Here is a 24,947-nt window from a genome sequence, read left to right as displayed (position 1 = left end):
CTGATGACGGGCTCGCTGCTGGCGATGAAGGGTATACTTCCTGCCTATCATATGCAGAAGGAACAGTGGGTGACCGTTCTTCTTGACGGCAGCGTTGATGAGGAACAGGTCAGAGGGCTCATTGATATGAGCTATGAGATAGTGTCACATACAGGAAGCGGAAAAAGGATGCGCACTGAACCAAGGGAGTGGCTTATACCTGCTGCCCCTGCAATGTACGATGTTGAGAAGGACTTCTGCCGTGACGGCACTATCCTATGGAAACAGACTGCAAATATGATAGTGGGGGATACGGTGTATATGTATATGGCTGCACCAGTCTCCGCCGTAATGTACAGATGTGAGGCAACAGAAGTAAACATACAGTATAACTACGATGACGGCAGCTACCGTATCAGAAAGGCTATGAAGCTGAAGCTCATGCACAGGTTCGCACAGGGTGATATGCCCTTGTCCGAGATGAAAAAGCTTGGCGTATCGGCTGTCAGAGGAGCTAGGGGAGTGCCGAATACTCTCCTGCACAGGCTGAGGCAGCTGGAAAAGGGTATATAAAATACCGAATATCCGCTGTTGTTAGAAAATAGTTGCTTTATTGTCCGAAATATGATATAATAAACTTTGTAAACTTTGTTTTCCCCGAATTTTGACAGGAGGATCTTTATGCTTAATGCTGATCTGAAGGAATTTGAATTTACTTCCGAATATGACGAACTTGTTATTTCAGCTGTAATGGCAGTGCCTTCGGGAGATATAAACGGCATTGTCCAGATTGTTCATGGCATGAATGAGCACAAGGAGCGTTACTATCCCTTTATGGATTACCTTGCCGAGCAGGGCTTCATAACGGTAATACATGATAACCGCGGACACGGAAAGAGTATCGTGGAGGCCGATGATCTGGGCTTTATGTTCAGAAACGGCGGTGAAGGCTTTGTGGCCGATATCCTCCAGCTCAGCAAGAGGATCAGAGCTGCCTATCCCGATGTGCCCGTATTTATGGTGGCAAGCGGTCTGGGAGCTGCGGGAGCAAGATGCTTTATAAAAGAACACGATAATGAGCTGAACGGCCTTGTGCTTCTGGGAACTATCTGCCACAGTCCGTTTTCGCCTGCGTCAAGAGTAATAGGCTCTGTTGCGGCAAAACGTCCGGGCAGCCGCTTCAGGAGCGAAAAGATCTTCGATACCATAGACGACAGCTTCGGAAAATTCTTCGAGGATCCCATAAATTCATGGAGATGCAGCGATGCAGACGCTGTACTTGCTTACAATGAGGATCCGCTGTGCAATTTCAAGCCTACCCTCAACGGCTATCAGGAGCTCCTGTGGCTGGTGAAGCAGTCTGAATCGGGAAGAGGCTGGCAGGTCAAAAATCCCTCTCTCCCCATAAGGTTCATATCGGGCAGGGACGATTCCGCCATGATCTCGGAAAAGAAGCTCATGCGCACAATATCAAAAATGGAAAAGACAGGCTATGAGAGCATATCTCACCGCATATTCGACGGCATGAGACATGATGTGCTCATGGAGAAGAACTCCATGAACGTATACAAGGATATAGCAAAGACACTGTTTTCCTGGCTCGACCGCTGGAATGAAGATCAGCTTGAGTCCATGACAGTTACACCCGCACCCGAGCAGCAGGAAGCTGCCCCCGAGGAACGGGAATGATATACAAGCCGGACAGGACCGCGGCTGTGCCGACGGTCCTTATATCATAAAGACGAAAGGAAAAATTATGGAAATCAACAAAGTACTCGCAAAGGAATTCGGACTGAAACAGGAGCAGGTGGACAATACAGTTGCTCTTATAGATGACGACAAGACAATACCCTTTATCGCCCGTTACCGTAAGGAGCTCACAGGCTCCCTGGACGATCAGATACTCCGTGAGCTCTATGACAGGCTCATGTACCTCCGCAACCTTGAAAAGCGCAAGGAGGAGGTTACAAACGCTATCACAGAGCAGGAGAAGATGACTCCCGAGATAGAGGCTGCTATCAGTGCGGCTGTTACTCTCGTTGAGGTGGAGGATATTTACCGCCCCTTCAAGCCGAAGCGCCGTACCCGTGCAAGCATTGCCCGTGAGAACGGTCTCGAGCCCCTTGCAGAGATGCTCATTGCACAGGAAAACTTTACAGATCCCGAGAAGGAGGCAGAAGCCTTCCTCAATGAGGAGAAGAAGATCAACGACGTTCAGACTGCTCTTCAGGGCGCTATGGACATCATTGCCGAGGACATCTCTGACGACGCTGATATAAGAAAGAAGCTCCGTGCTCTTGCAGGAGAGAAGGGCGAGCTGGTATCAAAGGCTGCCGATCCCGAGGCCGAGAGCGTATATATGAACTACTATGAGTACACCGAGGCTATTCCGAAGGTTGCCAACCATCGTGTTCTTGCCCTTGACAGAGGCGAGAAGGAGGGCTTCCTCAAGGTGGCTGTAACTCTTGATGAGACCATAGCTACGGATGTTATCTTCGGCAAATACATCAAGGCAAACAATGCCTGCGGAGAGCTTGTAAGGGCTGCTGCCGCAGACAGCTACAAGAGACTTATCTTCCCCTCTATCGAGCGCGAGATACGTTCCGAGATGAGCGCAAAGGCCGCTGAGGACTCCATAAAGGTATTTGCAGCTAATCTCCGTCAGATGCTTCTCCAGCCGCCGCTCAAGAGCAGCATTATCCTCGGACTTGATCCCGGTTATGCTCACGGCTGCAAGACCGCTGTTATCGACGGCACAGGCAAGGTTCTTGATACCGCTATCATTTATCCTGTTGGTTCGGCAGGTGCGGTAGAGGCTGCAAAGCGCAAGGTCAAGGAGTTTATCCAGAAGTACAACGTAAACGTCATATCCATCGGAAACGGTACAGCTTCCCGTGAGACAGAGACCTTTGCTGCTGAGATAGTAAAGGAAGTTCCTCAGGACGTAAGCTACATGGTAGTAAGCGAGGCCGGAGCTTCGGTATATTCCGCTTCAAAGGTTGCCGCTGAGGAGTTCCCGGAGTACGATGTATCCATAAGAGGCGCAATATCCATTGCAAGGCGTCTTCAGGATCCTCTTGCGGAGCTGGTAAAGATAGATCCCAAGGCCATCGGCGTAGGACAGTATCAGCACGATATGCCTCAGGCAAGAATGAGCGAAGCTCTTGGCGGCGTAGTCGAGGACTGTGTTAACTCCGTCGGAGTTGACCTCAATACCGCTTCACATTCTCTGCTTTCTTATATCGCAGGCATCAACGCAACAGTTGCAAAGAATATCGTTACCTACCGTGAGGAGAACGGCAGATTTACCGACCGCAAGGAGCTCCTCAAGGTGCCGAAGCTTGGTAAGAAGGCTTTCGAGCAGTGCGCAGGCTTCCTGAGAGTACGCGACGGCAAGAATCCTCTCGATAATACAGCCGTTCACCCCGAAAGCTACGAAGCTGCTTCCTCACTTCTCAGCGAGTGCGGATTTACCCTTGCTGATATTGCAGGCGGCGGAGCCGAGGGCATCAACGAAAAGGCTGACAGCATCGGTATGGAGAATATAAGCAAGTCTCTCGGTATAGGCGTTCCTACTCTCACCGACATCATCGGCGAGCTTAAAAAGCCAGGACGCGACCTTCGTGACGAGCTTCCCGCTCCTCTCCTCAGAAGCGGAGATGTTATGGAGATAAAGGATCTCAAGCCCGGTATGGAGCTTGTGGGTACTGTCCGCAATATCATTGATTTCGGCTGTTTCGTAGACATAGGTGTCCACGAGGACGGTCTCGTTCATATCTCACAGATATGCAGCCGCTACATCAAACACCCTCTTGAAGCTGTAAAGGTCGGCGAGGTAGTCAAGGTAAGGGTTCTTGATGTTGACCTCAAGAGAAACCGTATATCACTGACTATGCGCCTCAACGATGAGGAGGAAAAGAAGCAGCAGAAGTCCGAGCGCCGTCCCAATAACAAAAAGCGCGAGGACCGCAAGCCCAGAGGCTTTGACGCTTCGAAGCTCCACAACAGCAGCTTCCGTATAAAGCAGAAGTAAGGAGTAGAATATGCCGTTCAGAACAGAAGAAAAAGAACTTGTATGCGCAGTCTGCGGAAAGAGCTCGGCTCAGACCGTGGTAGCGGAATATGATCCCGATACAAGTGTTCCCGATCTTGATCTGAGACCTGACGAGCCCCACCGCTCTTATATAAAGTACTGGGTGAATGAGTGCCCGCACTGCGGATACTGCAACGCTTCCATAGATATTCATGCGGATTTTACCAGAGAGTTCTTTGAAAGCGACAAGTACAGGAAATGCGGTGACGGACTGACGGGCAGATTCAAAAAGATGTCACTGGTCTGTGAAAAGAACAGGATCTGGAAGGAGGCTCTGAAAAGCCGTCTTTATGCGGCATGGGCCTATGATGACGAGGGCAGCGACGAGCAGGCTGCGGAATGCCGCAGAGCTGCTGTGAAGATATTTGATACCCACAGAGCAGAGCTCTCTGCGGACAGCGATATAGTGCTCCTCACAGCTGATCTTCTGCGCAGGAGCGGCGATTTTGAGCGTGTCATACGCGATTTCAAGGACAGACTCATGGCTTCCGAGCTTATGATGGTTATCGCGGACTATCAGGCGGAGCTTGCCGAAAAAGGCGACAGAGCCTGCCATAAGGCTGATGAGATCCCGGGAGTTACCGTAAGATAATGCTCCGGTATCAAAGGATAGTATAACGAGTTATTGCCGCAGGCTTTCATATGATGAAGTCTGCGGCTTTTTGCATACTTCCGCAGCTGCCTTTCATATACGGCACAAAAACCGTCAAAATTCAACGTAAAACCATTGAATTTCCAAAAAACAATTCTGAGTTTCTATGTTGTGCACAAAAAATATGTGCGGGTTTTATGGAATGTTACAAAAGGTCAGCGGAAGTCACAAAAGCTCTTTTTAGCCTCATAACATTGACAATAAGGTCAATTAGTGCTATAATCGGAATTGATAATTATTCGTTACGGAGGTATAAAATATGAAAAAAGCAGCGATATTGCTTGCTGTATGTGCACTTGCAGTCTGCTCATTCGGCAGCTGTGAGCCTAAAAAGGAGTCTATTTCAAATATAGAGGTAAATGAGCAGCAGAACGATTCCTACGAGAACGCTCTGAAGGAATGTTTCAATGCAATGTATTCCATTGGCGGCGGCGACGCATTCTATTCCTATATGTATCCCGATTCTGCCGTTGAAGCCATGAAGAACGAAGGCAAATATGACGAGCTCATCAATACCTTCAATGATACTCAGGATAAGATCATCGGCGATGAAAACGGAACGCTCACTTTCGGCTCCATCGACGATTCAAAGGAGATCTCCGACGAGCAGAGAGACGGCATAAAAAAATATTTCGTTGAGCTGTGCAAGCCTTATCTCCCTGATGTGACCGCCGAAAGCTTCGATATAAAGGAAGGCTATGAGGTCAATTTCAATTACCTGCATAACGGTGAAAAGGGCGGCGACGATATGGCACTGGTAGTAAAACTCAACGACGAAGGCTGGAAGATAATCACTAAGTAACGGGAGGAAAAATGAAACGGGACGCAGGCTATAATACCAAGCAGAAGGAAAAGCTTCTGTCTTATCTTATAAAAAACAAGGACAAGCATACAAATGTTCAGGAAATAAGCGCTTTTCTGTCCTCTGAGGGCACTCCCGTGGGCGTTGCCACCATATACAGGCAGCTGGACAGACTTGTGGAGCAGGGACTTGTCAGGAAATATGCCTTTGACGGAAAGACCTGCGCCTGCTATCAGTATATCGAGAACGAAGAGCAGTGCCGCAGCCATTTTCATCTGAAATGCCTCAGCTGCGGCAGACTCATCCATCTTGACTGCGGTCATCTTGCCGAGCTTACCCGTCATATTGAGGACGAGCACGGTTTTTCCATTGACTACGCCCAGACAGTATTCTACGGCCTCTGTTCCGATTGCAGGGGCGGGGAGGACTGACCGTTCCCGCGGCTGTCTTTCGGAATGTAGATCTTGACGTCTTTTTCATCATTTTCGTGCATATCAACACCTCCGCGTATATTATACCCGTATTTCTGCGGCATATACAGCCGTATACCTGTGCGGTGATCCATCGGCGGCGAGGCTTTATGCAATGTGCCGAAAAGTGCTTTTTCATATTTGAAATTCATGGTTTTACTTGACAACAAGGACTTTGGTATGATAAAATAATTATTGAAATATTTTATTTGGAGGTTTTCTTATGGCATTTTGTAAATATTGCGGAAAACAGATACCCGAAGGCGGATCCTGTGACTGTGCAGAGTCCAAGGCAGCTTCTGAAGTTAAGGAAGCAGCAGAGAACGTAGCCGACAAGGCTCAGGAGACCATAGGAAATGCAGCTGAAAACGTAAAGAATGAAGCGGCAGAGACTGTAAACGATGTCAAGGAAAAAGCAGCTGACGTTGTTGAGAACGCTGAACAGAAGGCTGCTGACGCTGTTAATGAAGTCAAGAATGATGCCGCACAGGCTGTTGAAAAGGCAGAGAATGTTGTCAATGAAGTAAAGAATGACGCTGCTCAGAACGCAGAGCAGAAGGTCGAGGGCGCTGCAAAGGATGCAGCTAACGGCTTCAAGCAGCTCAACGGTTCGGATATTGCCAAGAAGGTAGACGGTATCGCAGGTGATATTTCCGAAAACCTCCCCGGCGGAATGAAGAATAACAAGAGCCTTGTATATATTGCAGCTGGTGCTGTTGCTGCTCTTCTGTTCCTGCTTCTTGTTGCCCTTATGTTCGGCGGCGGATACAAGAGTGCTGTAAAGAAGTATGTAAAGGCTGCTGCTGATAAGCACGGCGGAAAGACAATGTATTCCCTCACTCTTCCCAAGTCTGTTATAAAGACTCTCAAGGAAGATGACGATTACGATGATAAGGTCGACAGCTACAACGAGATGATCGAGGATATGATCGACGATCTCGATGATAAGGAAACACTTCCCAAATTCGACAAGATCACCCGTAAGGAAAAGCTCAAGTCATCAGACCTCAAGCACGCTGAAAAATACTTTGAGAAGATGATCGATCAGTATGACGCTGACGATGACGATGTCAAGGTAACAAAGGGCTACGAGGTCAGAGTAAAGACCAAGCATAAGGACGAAGACGGCGATATAGAGCGCGATAAGACTACTCTGTGCGTTGTCAAGGTCAGAGGAGAAGGCTGGAAGATCATTCCTGTTTCCGCTGACGGTCTTGATTACTACAAATAATTGAATGATTAAAAGATCCGGAGCAGTGATGCTTCGGATTTTTTATTGACTATATAAGGAAAATGTGATAAAATATTCTGGTCAATGTCTGAGGAGGGATGATATGAAACGCTACAAGCTTACGGATAAAGCGGCTCCGCTTATTGCGGGAGCAGTCACTGCAGCTCTTTTTATGCTGTTCTATGCGATACACGGATTCTATCCCTTCGGAGAGCGTTCTGTGGCGTGGTGCGACATGGATCAGCAGTACGTTCCGCTGCTTATGGAACTGAAAACTGTATTTTCCGACGGCTCGCTGCTTCTGAGCCGGGGCGGCGGTATGATGAATTTCTACGGAGTGTTCCTGTTCTTTCTGTCCTCTCCTCTGTCGCTGCTCTCACTGGCGGTGAAGAACAGTGATATGATATTCTTCGTGAACATTCTTCTTGTGATAAAAACTGCACTGAGCTCTGCCTCGGCGCAGCTGTACCTCGGCAGAGTATTCCCGAAGCTGGGGACAGGCTTCGGTGTGCTGATGTCGGTTATGTATTCGGCAGGTGGATACGTGATGATGTACTATCAGAACAATATGTGGATAGATATGATGATAGTATTTCCGCTGCTGATGCTTTCGCTTTTCAGACTGCTGGAAAAAGGCAGATGGGGAGCATATACGGTATGTCTGGCTGTATGCCTGCTGCTGAATTTCTATATAAGCTTCATGGTGATAGTCTTTGTCATGATGCTGGGAGGAGCTGCGCTGTATCTTTGCTGTGAGTCTCATAACAGGGGCAGTAGGGCTGTAAGGCTCATACTGGGAGATATTTGTGCCGCACTTATCAGCGGGGTTGTATGGCTTCCGGCATTTTTGCAGTATACTGCCTCGGGCAGAGGCAATTCACTGAAGGAGATATACTTCGGAGGTTATTTCATAGAAAGGAACGCTGATAAGGCAGCCCTTCTGGCGGGCAGCTCCCTTGTACTGGCAGGATCCGTGCTGTGCGTGGTTTTTCGTAAGTCCGTGAGATCGGGAAAGGGTGTGCTTTTTTCGTATGGTGGAGTCATCTCACTGGCAGGCGCTTTTGCGGAGCCTGTGAACAAGCTGCTTCATACGGGAAGCTATCAGGCTTATCCTCTGCGCTACGGCTTCATAGTTCTGCTGCTGGTGTTCTCTGCCTGCGGAGAGCTGCTTTCCGAACGTCATGAGTTAAAGAAAAAAAGACGGGCATATATGCTTACAGGTGCAGGCTTGCTGCTGCTGGCAGGTGTTGTGACGGCAGCTTACACAGAGCGCCGTAAGCTCAGCTCATATGCCAATTCGCTGTGGGTGGAGCCGAAGGCAGGCATCATACTTTCCGCTGTGGGCCTTACGGGAGCTGCGGTATACTTCATCTGCATTTACAGCTTCCGCCGCGGACATACATCGAGGCTCTTTACATTTGCCGTCATGGCGGCGGTGGTGTTCGGCGAGAGCTTTCTGAGCTTCGGCGTGAACGTTGCCGAGATAAATGATACAGTACCCGGTTTCCGGCGCAATGCCGCTGCCTTCGCAAGGATAACAGATGAGGAATTTGTCCGCATTAAGGCGGGAAAAAAGTATTTTTATCCCAATTATGCGGAGGGCTGGGGAAAGTATTCAATCGGTCACTACACCTCACTGACCGACTGCGGCACTCTCTATGCACTTAAAAGACTGGGCTATTCTTCTCACTGGATGGATATGGATTCCTCGGGAGGCACTATGCTCACCGACGAGCTGCTGCTCAATAAGTATATCATAGGAAGTCCCGTGGGAAAGAATACCTATTATCTGCCTATGGATACGGAGGGAGGTATGGCTGTATATACCGATCCCAACGTGCTTGGCGGTGCGCTTATATCAGATACAGCTCCCGCGGAGCTGGCAGACTTCGAGAACGTACAGAGAGTGGAAGCTACAGGATATATTGCGGAAAAACTCTTCGGCATAAGCGGTGCCGTTGAAAAGCTCTCTCCAGATGTGGCTGAGGGCGTTGAGGTATCGGAGAAAGACGGCATTACCACCGTGGACAAGCAGAATGAAGAGAAGGCGGAGCTTACCTACAACATAGAGGTCACTGGCAGAAAAGAACTATATTTCGATATTTTCGGCAATTACTCCACCGATGTGGAGGAGGACTATTACGAAGCCGCGGATATATATGTTAACGGCACCAGAGTACAGGCAGCCTATCCTGAGAGCTACTGCTGCGGTATACTTGACCTCGGTACCTTTGAGGACGAGAGCGTTGAAGTAAAGATAAGCGTACTCAGGGATATTTCCGTGTCTGTGTTCGGAGTATGGCTCTATGACGCTGACAGAGTCAATGAGGCTCTGGCTGCGGCGGAAACGGCAGACGTCAGCGTGAAGGGCAGCAAAGTGAAGGTGAGCGCCGTAAAGGGCGGATATGTTTACCTTCCCGTGGCATTTTCAAAGGGCTGGAGCTGCAGCATCAACGGCAGAAAGGCTCCTGTCATCAGGACGCTGGGAGCGTTTATGGCTATTGAGATGCCTGAGGGCGGCTCTGCGGAGCTGAGCTTCTGTCCGTCGGGGCTGAGGGCAGGTGCTGTTCTTTCAGGAGCAGGCCTTGTGATGTTTGTCCTGCTGCTTATCGTGATTCGCAGGAAAAAGGTGAGTAATACTGCGGGAAATGCCGCAAAAAAATGCCTGTACGTACTCAGTGCGGTCACTGTGGGAGTATTCTATATAGCGGCTCCCGTGGTATGGACCGCTGTAAATGTGATCTCTCTTATTGTCGGAGGATAAAATGGTTTCAGATATTATATTCGGTCAGACTCTGATAATGCTCATACTCATAGCAGTGGGCGTTGTCTGCGCAAAAACGGGACTGATAAGCGAGGCTTCGAATAAGGATCTGTCGAAATTCATGCTTCAGGTGGTAAATCCGGTAGTCATATTCATGTCCTATCAGAAGCCCTATAAAGCTGAGCTGGCCAGAAATCTCCTGCTGACCTTTGTGCTGTCAGCGGGAGCTATTGCAGCGGTGATAGTGCTGTCATACTTCCTTGTGCGCAAAAAGGAGGGCAGACAGTTTGAGATAGAGCGCTTCTCCGCTGTATACTCCAACTGCGGATTTATGGGTATCCCGCTTGTCAATGCCATATACCATGATGAGGGTGTATTCTACCTTACTGCCTTCATTACCGTGTTCAACCTTATCGTGTGGACTCATGGAGTCATACTTATATCGGGACAAAAGGACTTCCGTCAGGTGATAAAGGTGTTCTATTCGCCGACTATTATCTCCATACTTCTCGGACTGCTCACTTTTTTCCTCAATATACGCCTCCCTGAGACAATGCTCAGTGCTCTGGGCTTCATCAAGGAGGTCAATACCCCCATGGCAATGATAGTCTCGGGAGTTACCATTGCGGCTACGAATGTGCCGAAAATGCTGAAAAATCTCAGGGTATACTACGTTTGTCTGCTGAAGCTCATAGTACTTCCGCTGATACTGGCAGTACCCCTGGCGCTGCTTACGGGGATAGATGAAAAGGTGCGCATGACTGTGCTGGTGGCTGCTGCTGCTCCACCTGCTGCAATGTGTACTCTTCTGAGCATAAGATACGGTAAAAATTCAGTGTATGCATCCGAGATTTTTACCGCAGGAACGATATTTTCTGTGGGTTCACTGCCGCTGGTAGTAAAGGCTACGGAATATTTAACAAAAATACTCTGAACGCTTTGTAAAAAACGCTGATTTTACAATTATTTGCGTTAAAATGTTTGAATTTTAATAATATTGTGTTATAATATAAATACGTTAAAAGAGATTGGCTTTATTATAAAAAAATAAAATTATACAGGCAGTTATAACAGTAATTTCTGACAAACACCTGTGGGGATATGCAGATTGTACAGTGCGGACTTAGTTCCCGAAAAACAGACATGAACAGAAATGGAGTTGTTGCAGTATGGAAAAAAGAGGAATAAGTAAACTCGATCTGAAAAGAAGAAACAGAATGCAGATTCTTAGAGTGATCAGGGAATCAGGCCCTATCTCAAGAGTCGATGTTGCAAGCGCACTTGAGATCACGAGAGCTGCAGTTACAATCATTACAAACGAAATGATAGAAGAGGGCGTTCTCATTGAGATTGGAGAAGCTCCTGTAAATGCCGAGAAGCTCCAGAAGGGCAGAAGAAAGATCCTTATCGACATCAATGTCAACAGCCGTTTTGCACTGGGTGCAACAGTGGACGAGAAGGAAGTAAGCATAGGTCTGACCAATCTTAATTCCGAGGTCCTCGATAAGGCAAGCATGGTAATCGACGAAAGGACCACAAGCAAGGACATCATAAACTACATAATCAAGACCAGCAACGAAATGGTCGAGAACAGCGCTCTTACCAAGGATAAGATCCTCGGTCTCGGCGTTGGTGTAGTTCCTTCCATGTGGGGCAAGCTCAAGATCTTCTACAAGGACGGAGTTCTTGACTTCACAAACTTTATCGACAAGCTCTCCGGCGGCCTTAATTTTGAGATACACTGCGGCAATGCCATAGGACTTATGGCTCTTGCAAGCAATGATTTCAGAACTCAGAACGGCTATCAGACCAATCAGGCGTTCATTCATAACGGCAACCAGGTAAATCTGGCTATCATCAACAAGAATGAGCTCTCTGCGGACTATGTGTCCTATACATCAACTATCGAGAGATATATCGTATGTCCCAACGGAAAGTCCTATGAGGGCTATCCCAACGGCTCCGTAAAGGCTGAGCTTTCAAGAACAGCTATGCTCAACGCCTTCTACGAGATCTATTCCAAGGACAAGACTCCTGTGCTCTATGAGCTTACAGAAGGCGACAAGACTGCAATAAATACCGATAATGTGTTTATGGCGCTTATGAGAGGCGAGGAGTCCGTCAAGAACGTGGTGGACGATATTATCTCAAAGTACACCGTGCTTATAAACAATCTGGCTATCAGCCATTTCGCAAAGAAGATAGTTCTTCACAACTTCAAGCTCAACGAAAAGCAGTTTGACTACTGCAAGCGTGAGATGATCCGCCTTGTAAGCGAGGAGATCGCTGACAGAGTTGTGCTCAGCAGACTGGACGGAAAGAACAATTTCCTCGGCGGCTGTGCTCTTATCATTCAGGATAACTTCTATGTAAGAGGCGGTATGCAGTAAAAATCAAAAGCCATAAGGGAGCGGCAGCTCCTTTATGGCTTTTCCTTATTTCAGTGTATTATCATTGTCCTGATGTGTTCTTTTTCCGTTTGCGTGCGATAAGGAATATCAGTCCCATGAATACGAATGATATTATCATACCCGTGGTAACTCCGCCCGTATCTATCATCATGTCCCTGAATTCGCAGGAGCGGCCCTTGACAAAGTTCTGGTGGAACTCGTCAGAAACTGCGTAAAGAAAACCGAATATGATCACGCCGAGGCTTTTCAGTGTGAAAAGCTTTCTTTTTCCTGCCGAAAATGATGCGAAGAAGCCGAGAGCCGTATATATGGAGAAGTGAGCGAGCTTTCGCACGATAAAGGAGGCCTTTTCCCAGATCTCCTGCTGCTTTTCGGGGGATTCGCTGTCGTAATCCCTGTCTATGAGCCTGACAGCTATTCTGGTCAGTACGCTGCTGGTGTCTGAGGACTTTTCGGCGTCCTGGGCAGACAGTATGAATATGGTTATCATAACAGCAGCGGTCAGTATAACAAATACCGCCTGATATGCTTTTATGTTCTGTAAGAGCTTTTTCATAGGAGGTTCCTTTCATTTCTTGCTGTTTATATTATACAATTATTGCTGACTTTTGTAAAGACTTTGTTTTTTTGGAAAAAATTTCAAAAAGAACTTGTAAAACAAAGAGAAAAATGCTATAATATACTGTGTGTGACTTTTAGCCGCATAGCTTATATATAGATCATAACAATTCGGAGGCAATAATGAAAAGTTTATTTGGAAATGTCTGGACTAAAAGAGTCATTTCACTTCTGAGCGTGGTATATACGCTTTTTGTATTCAGACTCTGCTATCTTTCCATATTCTATGATATGCACATACACCAGCGCGCATCACTGTGTCTTGCGGTTTCGGGCGTGTCACTGGCTGCCCTCATAATCATGCTCTATACGAGACATCAGATAGTTACGAGGATATGCAGCTTTCTGATCCTTCCCGCAATGCTGCCTGTGGTACTGCTGTACTTCGGCGAGTGGGGGCTGATTATTCCCATTGTCATTACGGGTATAGTCATACTGCTCATGTCAGGCGCGGGCGAAGGCGTAAAGACAGCACTGGCCACTATCATACTTCTTATGTATATCTTCGGCGCCCTCGGCTACTTCCTCTTCTCATCCTTCTTTGTTGCGGCAATAAAGGAGAAGACCGTGGAAACAGGTGTATCTCCCTCGGGCGAATACCGTTACAGGATAGTTAACACCGATGACAGTTCAAAGGGCAGTACCGCTATATACGTTGAGCCGAACACAGCCGATGTAAAGAATTCCTTCGCTACATTCACGCTGAAGAATCTGGAGCGTGTGGTATACCTCAGCAGACCCATCCGCAGCGGTATTACAGTAAATTGGGAAACAAAGTCGCGTCAGGCCATCACAGATGAGCTCAACGCTCTCTCCGATACGATCGAGCTCAAGGTAACAGATGAGGAGCTCACAAGACTCGGTTATACCTACGACAACAAGCTTATGCTGACGGATCTTTCCGCAAGCCGTAAGTTCGCAATAGACAAGACTGCTGCCGACGTGGATCCCGTTGCTCTGGACAGCCTTACCGAAGATCAGCTCGACTTCTTCGGTATCGGTAAGGAGGCAAACGGAAGATACTACATCAAATCGCCTTCGGAAAAGGTGCTTGCAGAAATGGAGTATACAGCAGACAAGAGAATGTACATCAATGAAATGAATGCAGGCGCTCTCAGACAGTTCAACAGTGAGCAGGTGGACGAGGCTACGGGAATATCCTACTTTACCCTCAAGAAGTACCACAATGTAAATCTCAATACTCTCACAGATGAACAGCTTGATTATCTGGGGGTTTCTCCCAGCGGAGATGTAATGACGATCTCCATACCTCCTCTTATGTCAGAGCCTGATGAGGAACATCCCGACGCTAAACCCGTGGAGCTGGCTCCTGCCGAGGAAAAGATCGTTTTCAGATATTATGTTGCGGAGATCGAGGATTATTATGATGTTAATTCGAGACACCTCTCATTCGATCTTCTGAGCTGACGGAACGAATCTGCGGCGCTGCGGACACATAACTCGCTGAGGGCGTCCGCAGCGCTTTTTGAATATCATTACAAGTTTATCAGGGATGTTTTGATTTGGAGAATAAGAATGCAGGGGAGGCCCCTGTAATAATTCAAAAGGAGTTGCTTATTATGGCATATGTAATTGGTGTGGACTGCGGTACCAGCGGTACAAAAACAGTCCTTTTCGACGAGAAGGGAAGCGTTATAGCTTCAAAGACTATCGAATATCCCATGTATCAGCCCAAGAACGGCTATGCAGAACAGGATCCTGCGGACTGGGCAAACGCAATGATCGAGACTGTAAAGGCTGTTATGGCAAAGAGCGGCGTCAGCAAAGAGGACGTCAAGGGTATAGGTATTTCGGGACAGATGCACGGTCTCGTAATGCTTGACAAGGATAACAATGTACTCCGCAGATCCATAATCTGGTGTGACCAGAGAACAGCTGCCGAGGTAGAGGAGATGAACCGCATCGTAGGCAGGGACAAGCTGGTGGAGATCACAGCAAATCCTGCTCTTACAGGCTGGACAGCTGCAAAGATACTCTGGGTAAAGAACAATGAGCCCGAGGTATACTCAAAGGTGGCTCATATCCTTCTCCCCAAGGACTACCTCAGACTTATCCTCACAGGCGAGTACGCTACCGAGGTATCGGACGCTTCGGGTATGCAGCTCCTTGATGTTCCCAACCGCAAGTGGTCTGATGAACTTCTCAGCGCTTTCGAGATAGACAAGAGCTGGCTGGGCAAGGTGCATGAGAGCTGTGAGGTAACAGGTACTCTCACAAAGAAGATGGCCGAGACACTCGGTCTCTGCGAGGGCACTATCGTAGTAGGCGGCGCAGGCGATAATGCAGCAGCTGCTGTTGGTACAGGCGTTGTCGAGGACGGCAAGGCTTTCACGACTATCGGTACATCGGGCGTTGTATTCGCTCATACTTCAAATATATCCATCGACAAGAAGGGCAGAGTTCATACCTGCTGTGCAGCCGTACCGAATACATGGCACGTAATGGGTGTAACACAGGGCGCAGGCCTTTCACTGAAGTGGTTCAGAGATAATTTCTGCATGACAGAAAAGGAGACTGCCAAGCTTATGGGCGTAGACGAGTACTACCTCATGGACAAGCAGGCTGAGACAGTTCCCGTAGGCGCTAACAGACTTCTCTATCTGCCTTACCTCATGGGCGAGAGAACTCCTCACCTTGATCCCGATGCGAGAGGCGTATTCTTCGGACTTTCGGCTATCCACACAAGAAAGGATATGCTCAGAGCCGTTCTTGAAGGCGTTACATATTCTCTCCGCGACTGCGTAGAGGTATTCCGCGAGATGAACGTAAACGTAAGCGACATGATGGCTTGCGGCGGCGGCGGATCCTCACCCCTCTGGAGAAGTATGCTGGCAGACCTTTACAACTGCAATGTAAAGACAGTTGCTTCAAAGGAAGGTCCCGCACTTGGTGTGGCTATACTTGCAAGCGTTGGCGCAGGCATTTACAGCAGTGTGCCCGAGGCCTGCGGTGCTATCATCAAGACCGACAAGGTACAGGCCCCCAAGGCTGAGAATGTTCCCGAGTATGAGAAGTACTATCAGCTTTACAGGGAGATCTATCCTGCACTCAAGGCACAGTTCGCAAAGCTGGCTTCATTCTGAGATAACCTATGAAAGAGACTGAAAGACTGCTGATCCGTCCGTTTCGTATCAGCGACGCGGAGGATGCTTTTGAATGGCGTTCCGATCCCGAGGTTAACAGGTTCATGCCCTATCCCTGCGATGATAATATCGTGGAGCTGCGCCGGAGGATAGAGGAATGGAGAGCCGATAACGATAAGTATGCCATAGTTCTGAGAGAGACCGATAAGGTCATCGGTGATATCAGCCTCGAATGGAGCGAAAAGGACAAGGCATATGAGATCGGCTACAATATCAACCGCAGCTACTGGCGGAAGGGCTATGCTACCGAGGCGGTCCGAGGACTTCTGGACTGGGCGTATAATGAGCTCGGAGCCCGTGACTTTACTGCTTTTTATGCAAAAGACAACGGAGCTTCCGGAAGAGTTCTCGAAAAATGCGGCTTTGTTCCCGAGCACACGGGGCAGTATTCCCGCGAAAACGGCAAAGTGGTATTTGAGGCGGTTTTTACAGAGCTTCATATTGATTAATATAAAGGCGGACGCAGCTGTGTCCGCCTTTGGAAATTGTGAGGATGTTATGGACTATTCGCAGCTGAAGAGATTTGCTGCCGCGGCACGAAGCGGGCTTATGAGCGGAAATGATGAGGAAACAGCGTATTACGGGTTTATGCGCCTTTGTGCCCTCGCCTTTGTGAGCTATGACAGTATCCGTGAGATAATGGAGGAGCCGCAGGAGCTTCGCATCGCAGCTTTCAAAGAAAAGTGCAGGCAGCTTTCGGCGGTGTATGGCGGTATTTTTTTGCAGCACAGCGAGCTTCCCGTTCCGGAACAGCTTTTTGACGAAGACGGAGCGGCAGCAAGACTGACGGCGCTGCCGAGGGAGATTTTTCGCATGGAAGGAGCGCTCGGCTGGGCACATCAGGGCTTTAACAGCCCATACCGTGAGGAAATAGCTGTGGGACTGAAAAACAGCAAGCGGCTGGAAGCTGAGAAGATAGCAGCGGCAACACAGCTGTTCACACCCATGTGGATAGTGAGGTATATGGTGCAGAATACGCTGTGCAGGTATCTGGAAGCTCACGGATATGACATCTCTCGTGGAGAGCTCAGTTTCGGTGACGGAGAGCCGTCGGCTGAAAAGCTTCCGCCCGAGGAGATAACCTTCATGGATCCGTGTATGGGCAGCGGCAACGTGCTGATTTATGCCTTTGATGTATTCATGGAGCTGTACAGGAGATGCGGCTATACTGACAAGACAGCGGCAGAGAGTATACTCAGATACAACCTGTTCGGCCTTGAGCTTGATGAAAGAGCCTGTGCTCTGGCGGAAACAGCTCTGAGAAGGAAGGCAGCGGTATTCGGGGCTGAGGCAGAGCCTATGGTATATGAGCTTTCGGGAGCCGATCCTGTGCTCGGCTCTCTTGCGGACAGCGGAGATCTCATTGCCAAAGGCGGCAAAAGCGCTGTTATAGGCAGACTTTTGCAGAAAAAATATACGGTCATCGTTACAAATCCGCCTTATCTGGGACGTCCCGCAATGAATAAGGAGCTGTCAGACCATGTGCGCAGGAGATTTGCGGACTACGGCGCCGACCTTTTTTCCGTATTCATGGCGCGGTGTATGGATATGTGTGCAGATGACGGTCAGCTGGGCTTCCTTGCACCTGCAACATGGCTGTTTTTACAGTCCTATGAGAAGCTCCGCCTGAGGATATACAGCGAATATGAGCTCCAGACGCTTATTCATTTTGAGTATTCCGCCTTTGAGGACGCCACAGTGCCTCTATGTACATTCACTATGGGAAGCCCCCGAAAAAATACCGTCGGTACCTATCTGAGACTTGCGGAACTGAAGGGCGATATGGAAAAACAGCGGCAGATGGTGCTGTCCGTTCTCTCTGGTGAGAACATGGAGTACCGCTTTGAAGCCGATACGGAGGATTTCCTCACCATACCCTCGGCGCCGGCGGCATACTGGCTGGGCAGGAAGCTGCTCCGTGCCTTTTCTGGACAGACTCTGGGAGAGATCATTCACGTTCGCGAAGGACTGATAACAGGGGACAACGACCGTTTCCTGCGGAGATGGTATGAGGTATCGTCGGAAAAGACCGCATCTGCGGCCGGTGAGAAAAAGAAATGGTACTGGCTCAATAAGGGCGGCGATTACCGCAAGTGGTACGGAAACCGCGATTACGTTGTAAACTGGGAGAATGACGGCTATGAGATAAAGAATTTCCGTGACTGCAGAGGAAAGCTCCGCTCCCGTCCTCAGGGGCTTGCCTATAATTTCCGTCCGTCGGTGAGCTGGTCGCAGATAACCAGCGGAAAGCTTTCGGTAAGATTCTTTGATGACAGCTTCATGTTCAATGTGGCAGGCACCAGTGCATTCCCCAACGATGAGAAGGAGCTCCTTTATATTCTCGGCCTCCTGAACAGCAAGGCAGTAACGGAGCTCTCCGCCGTTCTGAATCCTACAATGAATATGAATCCGGGAGACATTGCTCGTCTGCCTGTTCCTCCGCGTCCTGAGGATATGGGAGAATATGAAGATCTTATAAGGGAGAATGTGGCAATATGCCGTGAAGACTGGGACAGCTTTGAAACCTCGGATGGCTTTGAGAGACACCCGCTCATATGATTTATATATAGCCATATTTTGACTAAATTTAACAAAATGGGTGTTGTAATCATCTCATAAATGTGATATAATATAAGATAAGTAATTTTGTGAGATTACGATCTTTATCCTATTGTAAAGGAGAATCAGAATGGCAATTACCGAAGCAGTTGAAAATTACCTTGAAACGATCCTGATCCTTTCACAGAAGCAGCCTGATGTCCATGCTATCGACATCTGCTCATACCTTGGATATTCCCGTCCCACAGTATCCATCATACTTAAAAAAATGAAGGACGAGGGACTTGTTTCCGTTGACGGAGATAATCATATCAGACTTACAGAAGCCGGCAGATCAGTTGCAGAACGTATCTATGACCGCCATACTGTACTTACCGCTTTTTTTACTTACCTTGGTATCAGCCGTGATGTTGCGGCAGAGGACGCCTGCAAGGTGGAGCATGATATTTCCGATGAGACATTTGCGCTTTTGAAGTCGCACTATAATAAACTTACAGCAGAAGAAGCCAAGAAGTGACATACTTTTCGGAGGAGAGCAATGGCTAAGTTTGAAAAATTCAGGGAGAAATATCCCGTTTTTACTTATAGATCCTATAATATAAACGAAACAGCAGAGACGGTGGAGATAGGCTTCAAATTCCGTATAGAGGGGCTTGCGGAGTTCCGCCCCAGCTGGACCTTCGGCAAGCCCAAGGGCGTTTCTGTAAAGGACGATCTCATCTTTGAAAGACTTGCATTTTCGCTGGGTATGGCCGAAGCCGTTAGCTACTGGAAAGCGACCTGCTCGCCCGAATTCCGTGCGGAGTGCGGAGAGCTCAGCGACGATCAGAAGAAATGGTGGAAAAAGCTATGGTTCATGGGACTGGGAGAGCTGTTCTTTGTCAACGGTATCTCGGCAGATCCCGACAGCTTTGTGAATATAGTTTCCACAGGCAGCTATAAGAGCTATCTTTCTGACAGAGTACGCCATCCAAAGGGCTGTCTCGTGCCTATAGGCGGCGGAAAGGACTCAGCCCTCACGCTGGAGACTCTGATGAATTCGGGTATGGACTGCCTGTGCTATTCCATAAATAAGCGTCGTTCCATAAGCGGCACAGTCAAGGCGGCAGGACTTCCCGAGAATGCACTCATAACCGCACATCGCCATTTTGACCGTTCTCTTGTGGAGCTCAACGAAAAGGGCTTCATCAACGGACATACGCCCTTTTCTGCAATAGTTGCATTTTCGGCGGAGATAACCGCTTATCTCAACGGCCTGAAGTATATCGTGCTTTCCAATGAGGCCAGTGCCAATGAGAGTACCGTGGTGGGACAGGACGTTAACCACCAGTATTCCAAAAGCTTTGAATTTGAACGCGATTTCCATGAATATGAGGAGAAGTACCTCCGCACGGGACAGTATTACTTCAGCTTCCTGCGTCCTCTTTCCGAGTTCCAGATAGCAAAGATGTTCGTGTCCCATAAGAAGTACCTTCCTGTATTCAGGAGCTGCAATCTGGGCAGCAAGGTATCACCGGATATATGGTGCGGAGCTTGTCCGAAATGCCTTTTTGTAAGCCTTATACTCTCGCCCTTCCTCAGCACTGAGGAGCTCAGGGAAGTATTCGGCAAGGATATGCTCAACGATCCCCAGATGCTCGAATACTTCATCGAGCTCATAGGCCAGTCGGAGCATAAACCCTTTGAGTGTGTTGGAAGTATAGACGAGGTAAATCTGGCAGTATCTCTGGCAATACGCAGAATAGAGCAGGAAGGTGAGAAGCTCCCGCTGCTGTTTGAGGAGTATAAGCTGAGAGGACTTTACCATCCTGAGGATATAGACGCGCTCAACAAGGAGTGCTGCGGTTCCTTCAATGAAGAGAACCTGCTGCCTGATGAATTCAGGAAAATACTTGAAAATGAAATGGAGCGTCTGCTTTGAATAATTTCAGCGACTATATAAACCAATATACCAACGGAAAGAAGGTCTGCATACTGGGCTTCGGCAGGGAAGGCAAGTCCACTTACAGGATACTTGAGAAGTATGGTGCGCAGGCATCGCTGGCTATTGCCGATCTCAACAATGTTGACCGCGAAGCAAACGGTCTCCCCGAAAGTGTGGAGCTCATATGCGGAAAGGACTATCAGAGCTGTCTCGACCGTTTTGACATGGTATTCAAAAGTCCGGGCATTGTCCTTGAAAAGCCTCTTTCCGAGCTTTCATGCTATATAACCTGTGAGACGCAGGTGTTCTTTGAGTGCTTCCGCGAGCAGATAATCGGTATCACCGGCACAAAGGGAAAAAGCACCGTAACCTCGCTTATATATCACGTTCTCCATGAGAATGGAGTTGACTGTCGCATTGCAGGAAATATCGGCATACCCGTCTTTGACATAGCCGAGGGCATGGAGGAGAATACTGTCGTGGTATGCGAGCTCTCCTGCCATCAGCTGGAGTATATGACGGTATCACCGAAATATGCCATATTCCTCAATCTCTACGAGGAGCATCTGGATCACTACGGCACCCTTGAGAACTATTACAATGCCAAGAAGAACATCTATCTTCACCAGAATTCCGAGGATGATCTGCTGATAAATTCGGATATAGCTCCCAAGGAGTATAATACATGGCATACCTATACCGTTTCGGATAAGGATAAAAGTGCGGATGTGTACGTAAAGGACGGGGTGATTTATTACGGAGACCCCTATGTCATACCTGTGGACAGGATAAAGCTCCTGGGCGTGCATAATCATTACAATATCGCAGTTGCTTACTACATTGCCATGATGTACATGGACGAGAATGAGTTCACAGAAGCGCTCTGCACCTTTGAGCCTCTGTCTCACCGTCTTGAATATGTGGATACGGTACGCGGCATACGCTGGTATGACGACTCTATCTCAACTGCCTGTGCTACGGCAATATCGGCATTGCAGAGCGTCCCCGGTGCAGGAACGATACTCATCGGCGGAATGGACAGGGGGATCGACTATACCTCACTTGTTGACTTCCTCGCTGACTTCAACGTGAAAGTTATTTGTATGGAAGCTTCGGGAAAGCGCGTGTACGATATGATACAGGCAAAGGACGATTTCAAAGACAAGTCCAGGGTATATTACGCAGATCACCTTGAAGACGCAGTAAAGCTTGCCGCGGAGATAACTCCCGAGGGCAAGAGCTGTGTGATGTCACCTGCGGCTGCAAGCTACGGTATATTCAAGAATTTCGAGGAGCGCGGCGATGCCTTCAAGAAGCTTGTCGCAGGACTTGAATGATACGGAAGGAGCATAAGTATATGAAAGAAAACTATGAGATATGCCACTGCATGGGAGTTACATATTTCGATGTTGAGGACGCACTTCATGATAACGAGCAGCTGACAGACGTTGTGGCGTTATTTGACAAGGTTCAGGAAGCTACCCACTGTTCAACAGGCTGCGGCGGTTGTCACGATGACATAATGAAAGTTATATCGGAAATAATGATGGCTTGATTAAAGGCGGATATTATCCGCCTTTTTCAATATTGCACAACTCCCTGTTTCAGCATTTATCCTACAAATTGTTATAAACTGATCTATACTGTTACTATAATTATCGGAGGTACTGTTTATGTTTAAAAATGCAGGTGAAAAACTAAAAATCACAGCAAAGGGTTTATTCTGGCTGATAGTCGTATGTGGAACTATTGATGGGATATATGTTGCTTCTCAGACAGATGCTTCAGGATTACTGATAATACCAATTACCATACTGTCTGCGTGGGTAACAAGCTTGGTTCTGTATGCAGTTGGTGATATGTGCGAGAACATTGATCTCATGCGTTCAAATATGTATACAGTAACAACTGTCATGGAAAAAAGATTTCCTGACTTAGCTGAGGAAGATCCGGGCGATATAGTTTCTGAGGATAATAACGACGAAGCCGGGAATTCCGCAGAAGAATAACTATGATAAATTCGCGGGCGGTCAGATCCGCACGCTCTGGGCTTTTATTGCTAAATTTTTGTTAAACTCTTGCAATTCAAAGCAAGCTATGATATAATATTAACGATGGGGTCAAGATCCCCGTAAATGAATTCTCAGGAGGAATTATAACTATGTTAACTTCAGCTTCAGAAATGCTCAAGAAAGCAAGAGCAGGCAAATACGCAGTAGGTCAGTTCAATATCAACAACCTCGAGTGGACTAAGGCTATTCTCCTTACAGCTCAGGAGTGCAATTCACCTGTTATCCTTGGTGTATCTGAGGGAGCAGGCAAGTATATGTGCGGTTTTGAGACAGTAGCAGCTATGGTTGCAGCTATGGACAAGTCTCTCGGTATTACAGTACCTGTTGCACTTCACCTTGACCACGGTTCATACGAGGCTTGCTATAAGTGCATCAAGGCAGGCTTTACATCTATCATGTTCGACGGTTCACACTTCCCCATCGACGAGAACGTTGCAAAGACTACAGAGCTCGTAAATGCTGCTCACAATCTTGGTCTTTCCATTGAGGCTGAGGTAGGTGCTATCGGCGGTGAAGAGGACGGTGTTATCGGTAAGGGCGAGTGCGCAGATCCTGCTGAGTGCAAGATGATCGCTGATCTCGGCGTTGATTTCCTTGCAGCAGGTATCGGTAATATCCACGGCGTATATCCTGACAACTGGGAAGGACTCAGCTTTGAGACTCTTGAGGCTGTTAACAAGGCTGTTGGCGAGATGCCTCTCGTACTCCACGGCGGTACAGGTATCCCTGATGACATGATCACAAAGGCTATCTCACTTGGCGTTGCAAAGATCAATGTTAATACAGAGTGTCAGCTCGTATTTGCTGAGGCTACAAGAGGCTATGTAGAGGCTGGCAAGGACAAGCAGGGCAAGGGCTTCGATCCCAGAAAGCTTCTCGCACCCGGTGTTGAGGCTATCAAGGCTAAGGTCAAGGAGAAGATGGAGCTCTTCGGAAGCGTTAACAAGGCTTGATCCTTTGGAGATAAATTATGGCTTGGGGACATTTTGAGCAGAGTTATGTCTATAATTATGATATAAATGCGGTTCTTGACGCTGTAATGCGTGCAGCTTCACAGAATAAGCTGAAGCTCAAAAAGGCGGACAGACAGAATTACCGTGTACAGTTCAGTACAGGTATGTCACTCTTGACCTGGGGCGAGGTAGTTGATGTAGCGCTGGGAGTTCTTCCTGACGGAAAGACAGGCGTTAATATCAGGAGCTCGTCAAATCTGGGTACAGAGTTAGCGGCAAAGTCAAGAAATGAAGGAAATGTTATGAAGTTTGTAAATGCTTTGAATTTCTTCCTTCCGCCAAGATAAAAAATATAGGTCCGGAAGCGGCATAAGGCTGTTTCCGGACCTTTTTGCGTTATAGCATCAGTGCTCCATAAGGGACAGCGGATCAATGAATGAGCCGTTGTGAGTCATTTCGATATGCAGATGGGCTGGTACGGAGCTTTCTATATCCGCAGTTTCACCCACAGCTCCGATAAGGCTGCCGCTTTCAACGGTATCACCCTGCTGTACTGCAAGGTCGGAGCCCAGACCGCAGTATTTTGTGGTATAACCGTTCTTGTGGTCAAGGACAACGCTCACGCCCCAGAGGGGATCGTTTTTCACGTAAGCCACCTCACCGCTCAGGGTGGCATATACGTCGGCTCCAACTTCAGCGGCGATGTCGGTACCGTTATGAGTCTGCCATGTGCCTGTGGTCTCGTTCTTTACAAGCTCACCTTCACTGAACGGTGCGAGGATATTGCCTATGTCCGCCAGGGGAGCATGAACGGAAGTCACGGAAGTCTCCGCGGCAGCTTCTGCGGAATGTTCAGTGAAGCTGCTGTCAACTTCAAATGGCGCCTTTGCAGCAGCCTCAGCCGCAGGTATGGCGGGAGCTTCAGTCTGTACAGGTCTTGTTTCAGCCGCAGGCTCTGTTTTGCGGACTGGAGCGGTAGCCTTTGGTATGTTGGTGGCACGTTTGTTTACAGGTACCTCCGTCACAATGGGAAAATTGTTTTCGACGGGCTTGTTGTCGGGGAGTCTGTCGCCCTGTTTATGAGCAAAAATGCAGGCAGTCCCGATCATGAGAGCGCTTATGCCAAGGGCAGCATAGAAGCCCCTTGAGCCTTTTCCGTGTTTTTTATCGGTCAGTTCGTTTTTATTCACACTAACACCTCCGAAATTATTCTTGTCATAAAATCGGAAAATATACATAAGCGAACAAAGGCTGT

General features: G+C 48.1%; 23 protein-coding genes. 21 read left to right on the top strand and 2 right to left on the bottom strand.

The features are described 5' to 3' along the window. Positions 1 to 3 precede the first annotated feature (3 nt). The 10 genes from RF007C_RS00610 (at position 4) to RF007C_RS00560 (ending at position 12,381) form a co-directional block, all read left to right on the top strand. Positions 4 to 552 carry an MmcQ/YjbR family DNA-binding protein gene (locus RF007C_RS00610; RefSeq protein ID WP_051456448.1) on the top strand — a complete coding sequence of 183 codons (549 nt, stop codon included), beginning with the start codon at positions 4 to 6 and terminating at the stop codon, positions 550 to 552. A 108-nt stretch (positions 553 to 660) separates the two neighbouring features. Beyond that, positions 661 to 1,668, top strand: a complete 1,008-nt coding sequence (locus tag RF007C_RS00605; protein ID WP_019678256.1) for an alpha/beta fold hydrolase — start codon at positions 661 to 663, stop codon at positions 1,666 to 1,668. A gap of 67 nt (positions 1,669 to 1,735) precedes the next feature. After that, positions 1,736 to 4,012, top strand: a complete 2,277-nt coding sequence (locus RF007C_RS00600) for a Tex family protein (RefSeq protein WP_037296419.1) — start codon at positions 1,736 to 1,738, stop codon at positions 4,010 to 4,012. A gap of 10 nt (positions 4,013 to 4,022) precedes the next feature. After that, on the top strand, positions 4,023 to 4,664 hold the full coding sequence (locus RF007C_RS00595) for a hypothetical protein (RefSeq protein WP_037296418.1): 642 nt from the start codon (positions 4,023 to 4,025) through the stop codon (positions 4,662 to 4,664). 319 nt (positions 4,665 to 4,983) lie between these two features. Further along, positions 4,984 to 5,526 carry a hypothetical protein gene (locus RF007C_RS00585; protein WP_037296416.1) on the top strand — a complete coding sequence of 181 codons (543 nt, stop codon included), beginning with the start codon at positions 4,984 to 4,986 and terminating at the stop codon, positions 5,524 to 5,526. Between the two features lie 11 nt (positions 5,527 to 5,537). Then, on the top strand, positions 5,538 to 5,957 hold the full coding sequence (locus RF007C_RS00580) for a Fur family transcriptional regulator (protein WP_037296415.1): 420 nt from the start codon (positions 5,538 to 5,540) through the stop codon (positions 5,955 to 5,957). A gap of 262 nt (positions 5,958 to 6,219) precedes the next feature. Continuing rightward, a complete protein-coding gene (locus RF007C_RS16135) occupies positions 6,220 to 7,227 on the top strand; it encodes a hypothetical protein (RefSeq protein WP_051456447.1) in 1,008 nt (335 codons plus the stop codon). A 103-nt stretch (positions 7,228 to 7,330) separates the two neighbouring features. Then, entirely contained in the window at positions 7,331 to 9,991 is a 2,661-nt protein-coding gene (locus tag RF007C_RS00570; protein ID WP_037296414.1) for a YfhO family protein, read from the top strand. A 1-nt stretch (position 9,992) separates the two neighbouring features. Then, complete coding sequence (locus tag RF007C_RS00565) at positions 9,993 to 10,925, top strand: AEC family transporter (protein WP_037296413.1); 933 nt, start codon at positions 9,993 to 9,995, stop codon at positions 10,923 to 10,925. A 235-nt stretch (positions 10,926 to 11,160) separates the two neighbouring features. Then, positions 11,161 to 12,381, top strand: a complete 1,221-nt coding sequence (locus RF007C_RS00560; protein WP_037296412.1) for a MarR family transcriptional regulator — start codon at positions 11,161 to 11,163, stop codon at positions 12,379 to 12,381. A gap of 61 nt (positions 12,382 to 12,442) precedes the next feature. Here RF007C_RS00560 and RF007C_RS00555 read toward each other — a convergent pair whose 3' ends face one another. Then, a complete protein-coding gene (locus RF007C_RS00555) occupies positions 12,443 to 12,958 on the bottom strand; it encodes a VanZ family protein (RefSeq protein WP_019678263.1) in 516 nt (171 codons plus the stop codon). A gap of 185 nt (positions 12,959 to 13,143) precedes the next feature. Here RF007C_RS00555 and RF007C_RS00550 point away from each other — a divergent pair, with 185 nt between their 5' ends. From RF007C_RS00550 to RF007C_RS00500, 11 genes are all read left to right on the top strand, one after another. Then, positions 13,144 to 14,448 (top strand): hypothetical protein, encoded by a 1,305-nt coding sequence (locus RF007C_RS00550; protein WP_037296411.1) that lies wholly within the window; start codon positions 13,144 to 13,146, stop codon positions 14,446 to 14,448. A 152-nt stretch (positions 14,449 to 14,600) separates the two neighbouring features. After that, entirely contained in the window at positions 14,601 to 16,124 is a 1,524-nt protein-coding gene (gene xylB / locus RF007C_RS00545; RefSeq protein ID WP_037296410.1) for a xylulokinase, read from the top strand. Positions 16,125 to 16,132: 8 nt separating this feature from the next. Next, positions 16,133 to 16,633 (top strand): GNAT family N-acetyltransferase, encoded by a 501-nt coding sequence (locus tag RF007C_RS00540; RefSeq protein ID WP_051456446.1) that lies wholly within the window; start codon positions 16,133 to 16,135, stop codon positions 16,631 to 16,633. Between the two features lie 49 nt (positions 16,634 to 16,682). Then, positions 16,683 to 18,743 (top strand): Eco57I restriction-modification methylase domain-containing protein, encoded by a 2,061-nt coding sequence (locus tag RF007C_RS00535; RefSeq protein ID WP_161634860.1) that lies wholly within the window; start codon positions 16,683 to 16,685, stop codon positions 18,741 to 18,743. A 130-nt stretch (positions 18,744 to 18,873) separates the two neighbouring features. Then, positions 18,874 to 19,260, top strand: coding sequence for a metal-dependent transcriptional regulator (locus tag RF007C_RS00530; protein WP_037296408.1), 387 nt, complete (start codon positions 18,874 to 18,876; stop codon positions 19,258 to 19,260). Positions 19,261 to 19,281: 21 nt separating this feature from the next. Then, complete coding sequence (locus tag RF007C_RS00525) at positions 19,282 to 20,664, top strand: hypothetical protein (protein ID WP_019678267.1); 1,383 nt, start codon at positions 19,282 to 19,284, stop codon at positions 20,662 to 20,664. Next, on the top strand, positions 20,661 to 22,004 hold the full coding sequence (gene murD / locus RF007C_RS00520; protein WP_242836249.1) for a UDP-N-acetylmuramoyl-L-alanine--D-glutamate ligase: 1,344 nt from the start codon (positions 20,661 to 20,663) through the stop codon (positions 22,002 to 22,004). Before RF007C_RS00525 ends, murD begins: the two co-directional genes overlap by 4 nt. A 20-nt stretch (positions 22,005 to 22,024) precedes the next feature. Continuing rightward, positions 22,025 to 22,222 carry a (2Fe-2S)-binding protein gene (locus tag RF007C_RS00515; protein ID WP_100218852.1) on the top strand — a complete coding sequence of 66 codons (198 nt, stop codon included), beginning with the start codon at positions 22,025 to 22,027 and terminating at the stop codon, positions 22,220 to 22,222. A 118-nt stretch (positions 22,223 to 22,340) separates the two neighbouring features. Further along, positions 22,341 to 22,676: a hypothetical protein gene (locus RF007C_RS00510; RefSeq protein ID WP_037296407.1), complete on the top strand. Its 336-nt coding sequence runs from the start codon at positions 22,341 to 22,343 to the stop codon at positions 22,674 to 22,676. A gap of 152 nt (positions 22,677 to 22,828) precedes the next feature. Next, positions 22,829 to 23,692, top strand: coding sequence for a class II fructose-1,6-bisphosphate aldolase (fba, locus tag RF007C_RS00505; RefSeq protein WP_019678271.1), 864 nt, complete (start codon positions 22,829 to 22,831; stop codon positions 23,690 to 23,692). Positions 23,693 to 23,709: 17 nt separating this feature from the next. After that, positions 23,710 to 24,039, top strand: coding sequence for a hypothetical protein (locus RF007C_RS00500; protein WP_019678272.1), 330 nt, complete (start codon positions 23,710 to 23,712; stop codon positions 24,037 to 24,039). Positions 24,040 to 24,096: 57 nt separating this feature from the next. Here the strand turns inward: RF007C_RS00500 and RF007C_RS00495 are convergent, their stop codons facing one another. Further along, positions 24,097 to 24,882, bottom strand: a complete 786-nt coding sequence (locus RF007C_RS00495; protein WP_037296406.1) for a M23 family metallopeptidase — start codon at positions 24,880 to 24,882, stop codon at positions 24,097 to 24,099. Positions 24,883 to 24,947 lie beyond the last annotated feature (65 nt).

Origin of the sequence: Ruminococcus flavefaciens 007c (genome assembly GCF_000571935.1) — a bacterium.
Classification (GTDB): Bacteria; Bacillota; Clostridia; order Oscillospirales; family Ruminococcaceae; genus Ruminococcus; species Ruminococcus flavefaciens_F.
The sequence above is the reverse complement of the archived record's forward strand: the minus strand, read 5'-3'. Positions and strand labels throughout refer to the sequence as shown.

What these genes read in the sequence shown, in the direction of transcription:
- RF007C_RS00610 (WP_051456448.1), top strand. Translation starts at nt 4, where the DNA reads ATGACGGGCTCGCTGCTGGCGATGAAGGGTATACTTCCTGCCTATCAT.
- RF007C_RS00605 (WP_019678256.1), top strand. Translation starts at nt 661, where the DNA reads ATGCTTAATGCTGATCTGAAGGAATTTGAATTTACTTCCGAATATGAC.
- RF007C_RS00600 (WP_037296419.1), top strand. Translation starts at nt 1,736, where the DNA reads ATGGAAATCAACAAAGTACTCGCAAAGGAATTCGGACTGAAACAGGAG.
- RF007C_RS00595 (WP_037296418.1), top strand. Translation starts at nt 4,023, where the DNA reads ATGCCGTTCAGAACAGAAGAAAAAGAACTTGTATGCGCAGTCTGCGGA.
- RF007C_RS00585 (WP_037296416.1), top strand. Translation starts at nt 4,984, where the DNA reads ATGAAAAAAGCAGCGATATTGCTTGCTGTATGTGCACTTGCAGTCTGC.
- RF007C_RS00580 (WP_037296415.1), top strand. Translation starts at nt 5,538, where the DNA reads ATGAAACGGGACGCAGGCTATAATACCAAGCAGAAGGAAAAGCTTCTG.
- RF007C_RS16135 (WP_051456447.1), top strand. Translation starts at nt 6,220, where the DNA reads ATGGCATTTTGTAAATATTGCGGAAAACAGATACCCGAAGGCGGATCC.
- RF007C_RS00570 (WP_037296414.1), top strand. Translation starts at nt 7,331, where the DNA reads ATGAAACGCTACAAGCTTACGGATAAAGCGGCTCCGCTTATTGCGGGA.
- RF007C_RS00565 (WP_037296413.1), top strand. Translation starts at nt 9,993, where the DNA reads ATGGTTTCAGATATTATATTCGGTCAGACTCTGATAATGCTCATACTC.
- RF007C_RS00560 (WP_037296412.1), top strand. Translation starts at nt 11,161, where the DNA reads ATGGAAAAAAGAGGAATAAGTAAACTCGATCTGAAAAGAAGAAACAGA.
- RF007C_RS00555 (WP_019678263.1), bottom strand. Translation starts at nt 12,958, where the DNA reads ATGAAAAAGCTCTTACAGAACATAAAAGCATATCAGGCGGTATTTGTT.
- RF007C_RS00550 (WP_037296411.1), top strand. Translation starts at nt 13,144, where the DNA reads ATGAAAAGTTTATTTGGAAATGTCTGGACTAAAAGAGTCATTTCACTT.
- xylB (WP_037296410.1), top strand. Translation starts at nt 14,601, where the DNA reads ATGGCATATGTAATTGGTGTGGACTGCGGTACCAGCGGTACAAAAACA.
- RF007C_RS00540 (WP_051456446.1), top strand. Translation starts at nt 16,133, where the DNA reads ATGAAAGAGACTGAAAGACTGCTGATCCGTCCGTTTCGTATCAGCGAC.
- RF007C_RS00535 (WP_161634860.1), top strand. Translation starts at nt 16,683, where the DNA reads ATGGACTATTCGCAGCTGAAGAGATTTGCTGCCGCGGCACGAAGCGGG.
- RF007C_RS00530 (WP_037296408.1), top strand. Translation starts at nt 18,874, where the DNA reads ATGGCAATTACCGAAGCAGTTGAAAATTACCTTGAAACGATCCTGATC.
- RF007C_RS00525 (WP_019678267.1), top strand. Translation starts at nt 19,282, where the DNA reads ATGGCTAAGTTTGAAAAATTCAGGGAGAAATATCCCGTTTTTACTTAT.
- RF007C_RS00515 (WP_100218852.1), top strand. Translation starts at nt 22,025, where the DNA reads ATGAAAGAAAACTATGAGATATGCCACTGCATGGGAGTTACATATTTC.
- RF007C_RS00510 (WP_037296407.1), top strand. Translation starts at nt 22,341, where the DNA reads ATGTTTAAAAATGCAGGTGAAAAACTAAAAATCACAGCAAAGGGTTTA.
- fba (WP_019678271.1), top strand. Translation starts at nt 22,829, where the DNA reads ATGTTAACTTCAGCTTCAGAAATGCTCAAGAAAGCAAGAGCAGGCAAA.
- RF007C_RS00500 (WP_019678272.1), top strand. Translation starts at nt 23,710, where the DNA reads ATGGCTTGGGGACATTTTGAGCAGAGTTATGTCTATAATTATGATATA.